This is a genomic window from Lachnoclostridium edouardi (genome assembly GCF_900240245.1).
Taxonomy (GTDB): Bacteria; Bacillota; Clostridia; order Lachnospirales; family Lachnospiraceae; genus Lachnoclostridium_A; species Lachnoclostridium_A edouardi.
The window spans coordinates 3,238,923-3,252,253 of the sequence record NZ_OESQ01000001.1; the positions used below are offsets into that span (position 1 = coordinate 3,238,923).

Genomic DNA, 13,331 nt, shown 5'->3' on the forward strand with positions numbered 1-13,331 from the left:
CTTTTGAGTATTTTCCAGTTCCTTTTTTCATTGTTATGAGCACTTAGTGCCTGTGTTTTAGGCACTTACGTGGGATACATGAAAAATAGTTCACGAGGTCTTTCACGAGTGTTACTATTTTTTATCGAATTTCTGAAAGAGCTTTTTTAAACTGAACAGTAAATAATACTGCTGTAAAGGATACAGCCAGAAAATCTGCAATAGGCTCCGCCATATAGACGGCTGTAGTCTGGTGAGAATTTAAGATTCCAGGCAGTATATAAATCAAAGGAATCAGCAGAACAAATTTTCTCATTACAGCTACTGCAATGGAGGACTTGGCGTTGCCCAGAGAGGTAAAGGTCATTTGGCAGGCAATCTGGATTCCGAACAGAAACATACAGGCCATGTAAATCCGCAGGGCTTTTTTTGTAAATTCCAGCAAAGCAGGGTCAGAGGTAAACATAGCCGCAAAGCCCTGGGGGAATACCATAACAAGCAGCCATAAAATAATAGAGTAGGCTAAACTGGATTTTAAAAGAAGAAAATAGGTGGATTTCACTCTGACACTGTTTCTGGCTCCATAGTTATAGCTGATAATCGGCTGGGCTCCCTGGCCTAACCCCTGAAGGGGAAGCATGGCGAACTGCATAACGCTGGTAAGTATGGTCATAGCGCCTACTGCAATATCTCCTCCGTATTTTAAAAGGGAGGAGTTAAAGCACACGGAAATCACGCTTTCACTGGCTTGCATAATAAAAACAGAAAGTCCTAAGGCCAGGCTGGGAAAAATTATTTGGCGGTGCAGGAGCAGATTTTCTTTTTTGATTTTCAGCATGGTTTTCTTTCCAAATAAAAAGCAAAGAACCCAGACGCAGGAAAATCCCTGAGAAATAATAGTGGCTAAAGCTGCTCCCTGGACGCCCATGTTCAGCCCAAATATAAAAATAGGATCTAAAATAATATTGGCCACTGCTCCGATTAATACAGAAAGCATCCCTGTTTTGGCAAAACCCTGGGCAGTGATAAAAGCGTTCATTCCCAAGGTCAGCTGAACAAAAATTGTACCTACAGCGTAAATGTTCATATAGCTGACCCCATACTCTACAGTATTTTGGCTGGCTCCAAAGGCCAAAAGCAAATCTCTGTTCCACATTAAAAGAGCGGCAGTTAAAACAATAGATATAATAATCTGAAGGAAAAAACAGTTTCCTAAGGTTTTTTCTGCAGAAGCTTTCTCTCCCCTGCCCATAAAAATAGAGGCTCTGGGAGCGCCGCCGTTGCCCACTAAAGCGGCGAAAGCAGATACAATCATAATTAAAGGCATACAGACCCCCACTCCTGTAAGGGCCAGGGCCCCTGTATCTGGAATATGCCCAATATAAATACGGTCTACAATATTGTAAAGCATATTAATAATCTGAGCCGCCACAGTGGGAAGGGCCAGGCGCAGCAGCAAGCTGCCTACAGGCTGAGTGCCTAAAAAATCCTTTTCATCTTTCATAGTAAATCCCTTCCTTTCATAGCTGTCTGAGAATTTGTCATCAGACGGCGGTTTATGTGCAGAAACAGTTTTTGCTCCTCCAGGGAAATTCCCTGAAATAATTCCTGATAAAAATCCCTTTGCATGGATTTAATAGTTTGGGTAATAGGAGCAGACTTGGGGAGAAGAGTTAAATGTACCTTCCGCCTGTCCTTGGCATCCCCGGCCCGCTGCAGCAAAGACTTTTGAATCAAAGATTCCACAGCCTGAGACACATTGCCTTTAGAAAGCATACGCAGCTCTACAATATCCTTAGCAGTATCCTTTCCCGGATTATTGTGGAGAAAGGCAATAATATTGGCCTCAATCAGGGAAAGATTATACTGGCTGCACACATGCTTCATCATTCCCTCGTGAAATTTTATAACGCAGCGGAGGGTCATTAAAAAATCGGTTGTATATCCCATTTTATACACTTCCCTTTCAAATTTTTAGACAGAATCGTCTGAGAACCTTAAACTAGTTCTAAAAAAAACTATTTTACAAAGAACAATTATACTCAGATTAAAAGAAAAGTCAAGATTTGCCGGGAGGATAGGGCGGGGAAAAACAGGGGGAAAATCTGGAAAAAATTGTTGACAAAAGCAGAAAAATATTTTATAATAAGATTCGTTGTCAGAACAGAAAAGGACAATCAGTTATATGCAGAAGTGGCGGAATTGGCAGACGCGCACGGTTCAGGTCCGTGTGGTAGCGATACCGTGAGAGTTCGAGTCTCTTCTTCTGCAGGCGGAATTCCTGTTTTGCAGACTTAGGTCTGTGAAGCAGGTTTTTTTAAATTCATAGAAAAATACATTTTGCAAATCAAAAAGCGCTGCAAAGATACCAGAAAAGCTGACTGGTTATTTTGCGGCGCTTTCAAAAAATTTCTAAATAAAACCGTCCTGTTTATTTTCCGTATTTTTCATCACAATATTTGCAGCGGTATACTTCCCTTTCAGGGTCAGCCAGATAGAAGATATGGGGCAGCTCCTGCTCAATAGAAGTAATACATCTTGGGTTTTTGCAGTGAATTACATTAGTTAAAGTTTTAGGAAGCTTTAAGGAACGCTTTTCTACAATCTGATTATCCCTGATAATATTTACTGTAATATTGTGGTCCACATATCCTAAAATATCCAGATCTAAGGCATCCAGACTGCCTTCGATTTTAATAATATCTTTTCTTCCCATTTTGCTGCTGCGGGCATTTTTAATAATCGCAATCTGGCATTCCAGATTTTTAAGTCCCAGGTAGTGATAAATATCCATACTTTTTCCTGCCTGAATATGATCCAGCACAATGCCCTCCCTTAATCCGCTGATATTTAACATGGCTTGTCCACCTCCAATAAAGTCATAATCAATGCCATTCTTACGTAAACCCCATATTGAGCCTGTCTAAAATAAGCTGCTCTTGGGTCTTTGTCCACCTCCACGGAGATTTCATTTACTCTTGGAAGGGGGTGAAGAATGTACATATCTTCTTTTGCCAGTTTCATTTTCTCTTTTGTGAGAATGTAGGAATCTTTTAAACGTATGTAATCTTCCTCATTAAAGAAGCGCTCCTTCTGCACCCTGGTCATATAAAGAATATCCAGCTGAGGAAGAGCCTCGTCCAGATTACTTACCTCAGTAAAAGTAACGCCCTGGGTGTTAATAAGTTTTTCTCTTACGTATTCAGGAATTTTCAGCTCCTGGGGGGAGATGAGCACAAAATGTATGTTAGAATACCGCACAAGAGCGTTAATCAGGGAGTGAACGGTGCGGCCAAATTTTAAGTCTCCGCACAGGCCGATCGTCAGATTGTCTAAACGTCCCTTTAAAGATTTAATAGTAAGCAGGTCTGTTAATGTCTGCGTAGGATGCTGATGTCCCCCGTCTCCTGCGTTAATAACAGGAATCGTAGAGAACTGGGAGGCAACTAAGGGCGCGCCCTCTTTTGGGTGGCGCATAGCGCAAATATCCGCATAGCAGGAGATGACCCGAATCGTGTCAGCTACGCTTTCTCCTTTTGCCGCAGAGCTGGAGTCTGCAGAAGAAAATCCCAGAATGCTGCCGCCCAGGTTGAGCATTGCAGCTTCAAAGCTAAGGCGTGTTCTGGTGCTGGGTTCGTAAAATAAAGTGGCCAGTTTTTTGCCGGCGCATACGTGAGCATATTTTTCTCTGTGTTCTTCAATATCATGTGCCAGATTCAGCAGATGATCAATTTCATCTACTTTAAAATCCAGGGGATTTAATAAATGTCTAATTTCTGTCATAATGTCCTCCTTGTAGGGTTTGATAAGGAAAAAGTCAAAAGCCGCGCAAAAGAAAAGCCATCCCGTTTACAGGAAATTGAAATAAAATAACCTGTAAAAAGCGATGGCTTTTATGGAATATTGTAAAATCGAGACTTTCGATTCATGGGACTTCCTCCTTAACATTTTTTCTATTATATCCCATAAAGAAAGGTCTGTCTACTGTTTTTTACAAAAATCGTCAGGATAAAACTGTCAGGAAAAATGATCCTGATTTTTGCGGCGTATATACTTTAAAAGTATAAAATAGCCGTAAAAAGCGGCGGGAAGGACAATGGTGCAGAATAGGGACGCCATCAGCATATTGCCGGATTTAGGGCTTCCCATTAATGCGAAAACAAGGGTGGATAAATAACAAAGCATAATTACAGCCGCGCAGAGAAGTGCGGCGATTCGTTTTCCGTTCATAAAATTGTACCTGCTTTCTTCAGAAAATAGTAAGACAAAAATAGTATTTTATAAGGTATTATAATAGATACGCCGGGAAAACTCTATACTTTTTTTTCCTGCTATAGTAAAATAATAAAATACATGGAGAAATCCAGGCAAGCCCGGTATATTTAAGGGGGACGTTTAATGAAGAAAAAAAGCAGGAAGGCAGTGATTAGGCTGCTGGCGCTTTTAGTTATATATTCTGCAGTTGTCTGCAGAGCAGCAGAAAGCGGAAAAGAAGAATCATCTTCTGGCTGGTACACAGATTTGAAAACAGGAAAAAAGTATTTTTATGACAGGGAGGGACAGCTTTATGAAGGCTGGCTGTACTGGCGCGGCTCCTGGTATTATTTTAATCATTTCGGCGTAATGTCAGACGGAGGATATGAATATATTAACGGTCAGCAGTATTTTTTCTATAATACAGGTGAAATGGCCGCCAACACTTATGTAGGAGATCAATTTATAGATGAAGACGGTCATAGTCAGGAGGAATATAATGTAAGGCTGATTGGGGAAGACAGTTTATCCATGGAGCAGAAGGACATGATCACAGACGCCGCCTATTATGTTCCGGGAAAATGGATGAAAAGGTTTGTGGAGGACGGCTGGCAGGTTATGTTTTACACAAAAAAGAAGTATTTTGAGGCCCCGGATACAGATATGGGCATCTACTACACAAAGCATAAACTGGATTCCACATATAAAAAGCTGAAGGTAATTGATCCGGAGGAGTTAGTAGAGGGATTTGGAGAATATATTGGATATGCCAGCGGCCTTTATGAGGAAGGTAATGAGAAAATGGAGATCCTTTGGAGGGATCAGATTACAGTGGAGGCTATGGCTGAGATTCCTGATTATTATTCCAGTGACCCGGAGTTCTATTTTGGAACTATGTGCCGCCTGTACTGGGACGCAGAGACAAAGGCAGACTTAGAAAGGGAGGCTCCGGAAAGCTTTCAGGTTCTGAAAGAGCTTTTAGAAGAAAATACAGCCCCTGCAGAGGAGGCCGAGGAGGCGGAGGAAACGCCAGGAATTTCCACTTGAAAAGCAAACATCTGTTCTTTATAATGGGAAAAGAACAGATGTTTGTTTTTGCTTTAAAAGGAGAGATGTTTATGGAAGCTGTCAATATGCCTATTGATGTTATTTCTGTTCATTTGGCTGATGGACAGATGAAGCCATATAAAATCCGGATGGAAGGGGAGCAGGAGGGAGGACCCTGCCTTCAGGTGTTTTCTGTGGAGGAGGTTTTAGTCTCCAGAGAAATAAGGCCTGCCGGTTATCCTATGATGGATTTTATCTGCAGAATCAGGGACCAGGACAGGGTAAGATTAGCAGAAATACGGTATCATATGGAAAGCCATAAATGGTTTTTCTTTCGTATGCTGGACGGATGATTATGGATCAGTGTTGGTTTCACGTAGATGTAAATTCTGCTTTTCTCAGCTGGACAGCTGTGTGGAAGCAGGAGGTTTTGGGAGAAAGCAGGGATTTAAGGAAGATTCCCGCTGTAATAGGAGGCAGCAGGGAGGAGAGAAGAGGGATTGTGCTGGCCTCCTCCTTGCCTGCCAAGGCTATGGGGATTTCTACAGGAGAAGTTTTGTGGTCTGCCAGAAAAAAATGCGCTGATTTGACGGTGGAGCCGCCTGACTACAAGCTGTATGTCCGCTGCAGCCAGGCTCTCATAAAAATTTTAAAGGACTACAGTCCTATAGTGGAGCAGTACAGTATTGACGAGGCGTTTGTCCATATGACAGGAACAAAAAGCCTGATGGGAAGCCCTGTGGCCACGGCTCTGGAGATGAAAAACAGAATTAAAAAGGAACTGGGATTTACAGTAAATATTGGAATAGGGCCTAATCGCATTCTGGCGAAAATGGCTTCAGGGATGAAAAAGCCGGATCAATGCCACACAATGTTTTTAGAAGAAATACAGGAAAAAATGTGGCCTATGCCTGTAAAAAAGCTGTTTTTTGTAGGCAGCCAGACAGAAAAAAAGCTGGAGAAACTAGGAATTCACACCATTGGCCAGTTAGCCTGCAGTTCCAGGGAGATGCTGGGAAAATATTTGAAAAAACAGGGGGAGACAATCTGGGATTATGCCAACGGCATAGACAGTCCTCCGTTTTTAAAAGAAGCGCCCGTACAAAGAGGGTATGGAAACAGCATGACGTCCTGGAAGGACATTGATTCTTTAGAAGAAGCCTGGAATTATATACTGTCTTTAGCAGAAACAATAGGAAGCCGGCTGCGGAACGATCATGTAAAAATCAGAACTGTGTCAGTTTCTGTCGTGGATTTTCAGTTTTTGTCTAAAAGCCGCCAGGGAACCTTGGCAGAGCCTTCTGACAGCACAATGGAAATAGCCCAAAAGGCTTTTTTGCTGCTGGAAGAAATATGGACATGGAGGCCTGTAAGGCAGCTGGGAATCAGTACCTTTCACGCAGTCAGAGAAGAATACTGTCAAATAAACTTGTTTCATAAAGAGGAGGATGAAAAAAGAAAGGCTATGGAAAAATGTGTAGACAGTCTTAGAAAAAAGTATGGGGAAGATATTATTATGCGGGCCAGATATGTAAACAGCCAGGTGCCTCATATGGGAGGCGGGCTGGATAAGGAGAAGCGTCAGGGAGTTACCGGCGGAGATTATTCCTCCGCCAGCTGTTCCCATTTTTCATAAAGTTCCTCTAACCTGGAAGCAATTTCCTGCTTTTCTTCATTTAGCTGGTGTACCTGAAGGTGGTCTGTGTAAACCTGCTCTGTAATTAACAGCTGGTCGATTTGATTGTCCCTGTCCTCTAAAAGAGAGATTTCCTCCTCCACCTTTTTTAACTGGCTCTGCACCTTTCTCAGACGGGCCTGTTCTTCCTTTTGAGCCTTCCAGTCCAGCTTAACCTCAGAAGCCTCCTCTTTCTTTTCCTGCTCCTGCAGGGAAGAAAGGTGAAGGCCCTCCATTACCTCCTTTTTCTCCAGATAATAGTCGTAGTCTCCAATATAATTAATAAGACGCTGTCCCGTTAAATCTAAAATTCTGGTAGCCGTTTTATTAATAAAATACCGGTCGTGAGATACATACAGCACAGTTCCCGTATAGTTTATCAAGGCATCCTCCAAGATTTCCTTAGAAGTAATATCTAAGTGGTTGGTAGGCTCGTCCAGAATCAGAAAGTTAGCTTCAGAAAGCATAAGCTTTGCCAGGGATACGCGGCCGCGCTCTCCTCCGCTTAAATCGGAAATCCGCTTAAACACGTCGTCCCCTGTAAAAAGAAAGGCGGCCAGAATATTTCGCACCTTTGTATTATCCATAGAAGGATAAGTGTCCTGCAGCTCGTCAAATAAGGTTTTTTCCATGTGAAGCACCTGATGCTCCTGATCATAATATCCAATGTGAACTTTAGAGCCCAGCTTGATTTCCCCGCTGTCACAGGGAATCATGTTATTAATGATTTTCAGAATCGTAGTTTTTCCTGTGCCGTTGTTGCCGATAATAGCCACCCGTTCCCCCCGTTTAATGTCCATGTCCACATGGGAGAATAAAGTCTGGCTGCTGTAAGATTTACTTAAATCTCTGACTGTCAGCACGTCGTTTCCGCTTAAAATATCCGGCTCTAAGGTGATTTTCATTTCATCGTTAATTTCCGCCGGCTTTTCTACTAATTCAATTTTTTCCAGCATTTTCTCGCGGCTTTCCGCCCTGCGTATAGACTTTTCCCGGTTAAAGGATTTTAATTTGGCAATTACTTCTTCCTGCCTGCGGATTTCCTGCTGCTGATTCATCCAGGCCTTAATCTGGGCGTCTCTTAACATGGCCCGCTTTTCCCTGTAATCATTATAATTGCCCTGGAACACAGTACATTTTCCATTGTCCAGCTCTACTATTTTTCCCACTACTTTATTTAAAAAGTACCTGTCGTGGGCCACAATAATTACAGCCCCGGGATAATTGAGAAGATACGTCTCCAGCCAGGCAATAGACTCCATGTCCAGGTGGTTGGTAGGCTCGTCCAGCATAATTACATCCGGCTTTGTTAAAAGCAGCTTTCCCAAAGACACTCTGGTTTTCTGACCTCCGGAAAGGGCGGAAATCTCCTTGGAAAATTCCTCCTCCTGAAAGCCCAGACCCTTTAAAACGCCTGTAATTTCGCTTTTCCAGGCATAGCCGTTAATCAACTCAAATTGATGGTTTAAGCGGCTGTACAAAGACAGCAGCTCCTCTAACTCCTGACCGGAAGCATGTTTCATTTCTAATTCCAGGCTTCTGATTTTTTCTTCCATTTCAATCACCGGACGCTTTACCTCTAAAAGCTCGTCGTAAATGGTGCGGCTGCTGGAAAGGTCCTGATGCTGGGCCAAATAGCCTATGGTTTTTCCCTTGGCTAAAATTACGTCCCCGCTGTCTGCGGCCAGCTCCCCTATAATAATTTTAAGAAGAGTAGATTTTCCGGCTCCGTTTATACCGACCACAGCCGCCTTTTCCTGATCTTCTATGTGAAAAGACACATTGGAAAGAATCATATTGCTTCCAAAAGCCTTATTTATTTTATTACATGATAAAATCATGGTTTTCCTCCTGATTTGCCATTTTATCTCATTTAAACAGAACCAGTATAATATAGGATGTAATTTTTTTCAAGAATACAAATGGTTTGACATTTTTTTGACGCAAAGTTATAATAAAGAGAAAGAGTAATTACGACGTAGGAGGGGAAAAGTGTCATGGCAGAGAAAGAAATATCTAAGGCAGTCATTTCCAGGCTTCCAAGGTACTATAGATATTTAGGAGAATTGCTGGAGGATGGAGTAGAGAGAATTTCTTCCAATGAATTAAGCCAGAAAATGAAGGTGACTGCCTCCCAGATTCGTCAGGATTTAAATAATTTCGGCGGCTTTGGGCAGCAGGGATATGGATATAATGTAAAGTACTTATATACAGAGATTGCAAAAATCCTGGGTATTGACAGACAGCATAATCTGATTATTATAGGAGCGGGAAATTTAGGTCAGGCCATTGCCAACTACGCCAATTTTGAAAAAAGAGGTTTTGTAATTAAGGGCATGTTCGATATAAATCCCAGATTAATTGGTTTAGTAGTCAGGGGAATTGAAATCAGAGGCGTGGATGATTTGGAACAGTTTATTGTAGACAATAATGTTCAGATTGCCGCTCTCACAATTCCTAAAATGAAGGCTCCGGAGATTGCGGACAGGCTGGTAAAGGCAGGCATCAAGGCAATCTGGAATTTTGCTCATGTGGATTTAAACACGCCGGAGGATGTGGTAGTGGAAAATGTACATTTGTCAGAAAGTCTGATGCGCTTATCCTACCGCGTAAGCAACATGCAGGACCAGAAAAATGGAGTTCAGAAAAAACTATGATCATAGGTGTGGGAACCGACATGGTGGAGATACAGCGGGTAGAAAAGGCGGTAAAAAAGGAGGCCTTTCTGGCTCGTGTTTATACAGAAGAAGAACGCCGGCAGGCTGGGGGAAATGTTTCCCGGCTGGCCGGCAGTTTTGCTGTGAAAGAGGCAGTGGCAAAGGTGCTGGGAACAGGTTTCAGGACTTTTTATCCGAAAGAGATAGAGGTTTTAAGAAACCCTCTTGGGAAGCCTTATGTCAGGCTGCATAACAATGCTGAAAAGTGCCGGGAGGAGGCTGGAATTACAAGAATAGAGGTGTCTATTACAAATACCGGCCAGTATGCCCTGGCTTTTGCTGTAGGAGAGGGAGAGGAAAAATGAGATATCTTGTTACCAGTTCACAGATGAAGGCCATTGATCAGTATACTATTGAGGAAATAGGGATACCTTCCTTAGTGCTTATGGAAAGAGCTGCGGCGGCAGTAGCCTTGGAGGCAGAAAAAATGACTGCTTCAGGGGGGAAAATTCTGGCGGCCTGCGGAATGGGAAATAACGGAGCGGACGGAGTGGCGGCGGCTAGGATGCTGAAGGAAAAAGGATATGACGTTTCAGTTCTTTTGGCTGCGGACAGAGAAAAAGGGACAGAAGAGTTAAAGCTGCAGCTTTCCATTGCGGAAAAACTGAACGTGCCGGTTATGGAGTTTTTAGAATATCTGCCAGGGCAGTGCGACCTGGTTATAGACAGCGTTTTCGGCGTAGGTTTAAGCCGCAAGGTGGAAGGCAGGTACAGAGAGTATTTAGAATTTTTAAAGGGAATCCCTAAAAAGCAGGTGCTGGCTGTAGACATTCCCTCCGGAATCAGCGCGGATACAGGGGCCGTTATGGGAACGGCTTTAAAAGCAGACAGAACAGTAACCTTTGGATATGAGAAAATGGGAACAGCTTTAGAGCCTGGCAGAACCTACAGCGGTAAGGTGACGGTGGCTGACATTGGTTTCCCAAAAGTCAGTCTGGAAAAGGCACATGCGGCTGGCCTGGTTTACGATACAGAGGACGTGAAGCGTCTGCCTCAAAGGCCTTCCGATTCCAACAAGGGAACGTTTGGGAAGGTGTTAATTGTGGCGGGAAGCAAAAATATGTGCGGAGCCGCATATCTTAGCGCTTTGGCTGCATACAGGCTGGGAGCCGGCCTTGTAAAGGTAATGACAGTAGAAAGCAACCGAACTGTTATTCAGGAAAAGCTGCCGGAGGCAGTGGCGGTAACATATTGTCCGGGAAATACGCCGGAAGAGTGGCAGCAGGTATCTGCCTTAATAGAAAAGGAGTGCGCAGATGCGGACGTGGTAGTTTTAGGGCCTGGAATCGGCAGAGAGCCTTACACGAAAAATCTGGTCAGGGACGTTTTAAATTATGTGTGCTCGCCTCTTGTGCTGGATGCCGACGGACTGAATATTGTGGCCGAGGAAAAAGAATTGACCGGGTATTTTACAGAAAATATTATTATTACGCCTCACCCGGGGGAGATGGCCAGACTTACTGGAAAAACCGTCAGGGAGATCAAGGAAAATCTGCCGGAGGCGGCCAGAGAATATGCGGCGGCCTACGGGGTTACATGTGTGTTAAAGGACGGGGCCACGGCAGTTGCAGGGAAGGAAGGACCTGTGTATATTAATACAAGCGGATGCAGCGCTATGGCTAAAGGCGGCTCCGGGGACGTGCTGACAGGGAGTATAGCAGCTCTTCTAGCTCAGGGCATGGAGGAGGAAGAGGCCTCCCGGCTGGGGGTTTACTTACACGGACTGGCAGGACAGGAGGCAGCTGCAAAAAAAGGGCAGTACGGAGTTTTAGCCGGCGACATAGCTGATTGTCTGGGACAGGTGGCAGAAATGTATAAAAGATAAGGGCAGACAGCGGAGGAAGGCAAAATGGAATATATGGATATAGAAAAAAGAATTCAGTTATATGACAGAGGGTATGCCGCTATTGATCTGGACGCCATAGAAAGCAATATGAAAGCCATGAGAGATCATTTGTCTCCCGGAGCGGGAATAATGGGAGTAGTAAAGGCGGACGGCTACGGACACGGGGCAGTGTGGGCGGCTAGGGTTATGGATTCTTATGTTCAGGGGTATGCAGTTTCCACTGTGGACGAGGCGTTGATTTTAAGAAGACACGGCATAAAGAAAAATATTCTGGTGCTGGGAGTAGTGGGAGAAAGCCGGTATAATGAGGTGCTGGACAATGAAATCAGAATCGCCATGTTCCAGTATGATAAAGCGAAACTGTTTTCCCACTATGGGGCGGCCAGAAAGAAAACAGGATATATTCACCTGGCTGTAGATACAGGAATGAGCAGAATCGGCATGAGACCTGACTTGGAATCAGCTGAAACGGCAAAAAAAATATGGGAGCTGCCTTTTGTGGAGACAGAGGGGATTTTTACTCATTTTTCCAGGGCTGACGAGACAGACAAAAACTGTTCACAGCAGCAGCTTTTAAAATTTACTTCATTTGTAAATATGCTGGAGAACCTGGGCGTACATATTCCTATAAAGCATTGTTCTAACAGCGCGGGAATTATAGATTTAAAGCAGGCCCATATGGATTTAGTCAGGGCGGGAATTTCTATTTACGGTTTGTACCCTTCTGACCAGGTGGACAGGGAGGCGGTTCCCCTAAAGCCGGTTATGAGCTGGAAAAGCTATGTAGTTTATGTAAAAACTATAGAGCCGGGCACCCCTGTCAGCTACGGAGGAGCCTTTGTGGCAAAAGCACCTACCAGGGTAGCCACCATTCCCATTGGATATGCTGACGGATATTCCAGAAGCTTATCAGGAAAGGGGCAGGTGTTAATCTGCGGACAAAGAGCGCCGGTTTTAGGGCGGGTATGCATGGATCAGATGATGGTGGATGTAACTCATATTCCTGAGGCCAGGGAGGGGAGTACAGTGACTTTGCTTGGAAGAGACGGGGAGGAAGAGATTACAGCTGAGGAAATGGCAGAATCAGGGGGAGGCTTTCACTATGAAATTTTGTGTTCTGTAGGAAAGCGGATGCCCAGAGTGTATTATAAAAAAGGGAAAGCTATAGATTGTAAAGATTATTTTTCTGAATAACATCCCACAGGAAAACGTCATATGATGAAGTAGGCCGTTTTCTCCAGCCGGTTTTAAAACCAGGCGGAGAGGGACGTCAGAATATGGCGAAACCAGTCGCATTTTTCTGGAATAGGCTGTCTGAAAGCAGGCAATACTAAAGACAGGAAAACGATTGACGGAGTGTGAGATTGTGATAATCAGACGAGGTGATATTTATTATGCGGATTTAAGGCCTGTAGTTGGCTCTGAACAGGGTGGGGTCAGGCCGGTTCTTATTATACAAAATGACATTGGAAATAAACACAGCCCCACAGTAATCTGCGCAGCTATAACCTCCAGAATGAATAAGGCAAAGCTGCCCACTCATGTGGAACTGGATACAAAAAAGTGCGGCATGGTCAAAGACTCGGTAATTCTTTTAGAGCAGCTGAGAACTATTGACAAGCAAAGGCTGAGAGAAAAAATATGTCATATAGATGAAGAACTTCAGGAAAAAGTGGACTATGCGCTGATGGTCAGCCTGGAACTTGATACATAGTCTGGGGAAAGGCAAAGTTTAGCGAAAAAAGCCTGAATTTACAAGGGATTGACGAAAAAAGGCAAATCTGTTATATTGCTATAGGTACTTACAATTTTA

Annotated in this window: 14 protein-coding genes and 1 tRNA gene; 9 read left to right on the plus strand and 6 right to left on the minus strand. The window is 43.6% G+C overall.

The features are described 5' to 3' along the window. Positions 1-121: 121 nt before the first annotated feature. Together C1A07_RS15605 and C1A07_RS15610 are read right to left on the minus strand one after the other, a co-directional pair. A complete protein-coding gene (locus C1A07_RS15605) occupies positions 122-1,483 on the minus strand; it encodes an MATE family efflux transporter (RefSeq protein WP_101877923.1) in 1,362 nt (453 codons plus the stop codon). Next, positions 1,480-1,929 carry a MarR family winged helix-turn-helix transcriptional regulator gene (locus C1A07_RS15610; protein ID WP_101877924.1) on the minus strand — a complete coding sequence of 150 codons (450 nt, stop codon included), beginning with the start codon at positions 1,927-1,929 and terminating at the stop codon, positions 1,480-1,482. Before C1A07_RS15610 ends, C1A07_RS15605 begins: the two co-directional genes overlap by 4 nt. 237 nt (positions 1,930-2,166) lie before the next feature. Here C1A07_RS15610 and C1A07_RS15615 point away from each other — a divergent pair. After that, positions 2,167-2,250: transfer RNA gene (locus C1A07_RS15615), tRNA-Leu, on the plus strand. Between the two features lie 160 nt (positions 2,251-2,410). Here the strand turns inward: C1A07_RS15615 and C1A07_RS15620 are convergent. The 3 genes from C1A07_RS15620 to C1A07_RS15630 form a co-directional block, all read right to left on the minus strand. Further along, positions 2,411-2,836, minus strand: a complete 426-nt coding sequence (locus C1A07_RS15620; protein WP_101877925.1) for an aspartate carbamoyltransferase regulatory subunit — start codon at positions 2,834-2,836, stop codon at positions 2,411-2,413. Continuing rightward, positions 2,830-3,753: an aspartate carbamoyltransferase gene (gene pyrB / locus C1A07_RS15625; protein ID WP_101878172.1), complete on the minus strand. Its 924-nt coding sequence runs from the start codon at positions 3,751-3,753 to the stop codon at positions 2,830-2,832. The genes C1A07_RS15620 and pyrB overlap by 7 nt, the downstream gene beginning before the upstream one ends. A 243-nt stretch (positions 3,754-3,996) precedes the next feature. Then, complete coding sequence (locus C1A07_RS15630) at positions 3,997-4,209, minus strand: hypothetical protein (protein ID WP_101877926.1); 213 nt, start codon at positions 4,207-4,209, stop codon at positions 3,997-3,999. Between the two features lie 168 nt (positions 4,210-4,377). Here C1A07_RS15630 and C1A07_RS15635 point away from each other — a divergent pair, with 168 nt between their 5' ends. From C1A07_RS15635 to C1A07_RS15645, 3 genes are all read left to right on the plus strand, one after another. After that, positions 4,378-5,280 (plus strand): hypothetical protein, encoded by a 903-nt coding sequence (locus C1A07_RS15635; RefSeq protein ID WP_101877927.1) that lies wholly within the window; start codon positions 4,378-4,380, stop codon positions 5,278-5,280. A gap of 71 nt (positions 5,281-5,351) precedes the next feature. Continuing rightward, entirely contained in the window at positions 5,352-5,633 is a 282-nt protein-coding gene (locus C1A07_RS15640; RefSeq protein ID WP_145996067.1) for a hypothetical protein, read from the plus strand. A 2-nt stretch (positions 5,634-5,635) separates the two neighbouring features. Next, a complete protein-coding gene (locus tag C1A07_RS15645; RefSeq protein ID WP_242972337.1) occupies positions 5,636-6,916 on the plus strand; it encodes a DNA polymerase Y family protein in 1,281 nt (426 codons plus the stop codon). Here C1A07_RS15645 and C1A07_RS15650 read toward each other — a convergent pair. Beyond that, complete coding sequence (locus tag C1A07_RS15650) at positions 6,883-8,796, minus strand: ABC-F family ATP-binding cassette domain-containing protein (RefSeq protein ID WP_101877930.1); 1,914 nt, start codon at positions 8,794-8,796, stop codon at positions 6,883-6,885. The genes C1A07_RS15645 and C1A07_RS15650 overlap by 34 nt on opposite strands. 156 nt (positions 8,797-8,952) lie before the next feature. Here C1A07_RS15650 and C1A07_RS15655 point away from each other — a divergent pair, with 156 nt between their 5' ends. From C1A07_RS15655 to C1A07_RS15675, 5 genes are all read left to right on the plus strand, one after another. Continuing rightward, on the plus strand, positions 8,953-9,612 hold the full coding sequence (locus tag C1A07_RS15655) for a redox-sensing transcriptional repressor Rex (protein ID WP_101877931.1): 660 nt from the start codon (positions 8,953-8,955) through the stop codon (positions 9,610-9,612). Further along, positions 9,609-9,977, plus strand: coding sequence for a holo-ACP synthase (gene acpS, locus C1A07_RS15660; protein WP_101877932.1), 369 nt, complete (start codon positions 9,609-9,611; stop codon positions 9,975-9,977). Before C1A07_RS15655 ends, acpS begins: the two co-directional genes overlap by 4 nt. Next, positions 9,974-11,497, plus strand: coding sequence for an NAD(P)H-hydrate dehydratase (locus C1A07_RS15665; RefSeq protein ID WP_101877933.1), 1,524 nt, complete (start codon positions 9,974-9,976; stop codon positions 11,495-11,497). Before acpS ends, C1A07_RS15665 begins: the two co-directional genes overlap by 4 nt. A gap of 51 nt (positions 11,498-11,548) precedes the next feature. Next, complete coding sequence (alr, locus tag C1A07_RS15670) at positions 11,549-12,712, plus strand: alanine racemase (protein ID WP_101878173.1); 1,164 nt, start codon at positions 11,549-11,551, stop codon at positions 12,710-12,712. 172 nt (positions 12,713-12,884) lie between these two features. Then, a complete protein-coding gene (locus C1A07_RS15675) occupies positions 12,885-13,232 on the plus strand; it encodes a type II toxin-antitoxin system PemK/MazF family toxin (protein WP_101878174.1) in 348 nt (115 codons plus the stop codon). Positions 13,233-13,331: the final 99 nt, after the last annotated feature.

Coding starts and splice junctions, on each gene's coding strand:
- C1A07_RS15635 (WP_101877927.1), top strand. CDS start 4,378: ATGAAGAAAAAAAGCAGGAAGGCAGTGATTAGGCTGCTGGCGCTTTTA.
- C1A07_RS15655 (WP_101877931.1), top strand. CDS start 8,953: ATGGCAGAGAAAGAAATATCTAAGGCAGTCATTTCCAGGCTTCCAAGG.
- C1A07_RS15665 (WP_101877933.1), top strand. CDS start 9,974: ATGAGATATCTTGTTACCAGTTCACAGATGAAGGCCATTGATCAGTAT.
- C1A07_RS15620 (WP_101877925.1), bottom strand. CDS start 2,836: ATGTTAAATATCAGCGGATTAAGGGAGGGCATTGTGCTGGATCATATT.
- C1A07_RS15645 (WP_242972337.1), top strand. CDS start 5,636: ATGGATCAGTGTTGGTTTCACGTAGATGTAAATTCTGCTTTTCTCAGC.
- acpS (WP_101877932.1), top strand. CDS start 9,609: ATGATCATAGGTGTGGGAACCGACATGGTGGAGATACAGCGGGTAGAA.
- C1A07_RS15610 (WP_101877924.1), bottom strand. CDS start 1,929: ATGGGATATACAACCGATTTTTTAATGACCCTCCGCTGCGTTATAAAA.
- C1A07_RS15630 (WP_101877926.1), bottom strand. CDS start 4,209: ATGAACGGAAAACGAATCGCCGCACTTCTCTGCGCGGCTGTAATTATG.
- C1A07_RS15640 (WP_145996067.1), top strand. CDS start 5,352: ATGGAAGCTGTCAATATGCCTATTGATGTTATTTCTGTTCATTTGGCT.
- C1A07_RS15605 (WP_101877923.1), bottom strand. CDS start 1,483: ATGAAAGATGAAAAGGATTTTTTAGGCACTCAGCCTGTAGGCAGCTTG.
- C1A07_RS15650 (WP_101877930.1), bottom strand. CDS start 8,796: ATGATTTTATCATGTAATAAAATAAATAAGGCTTTTGGAAGCAATATG.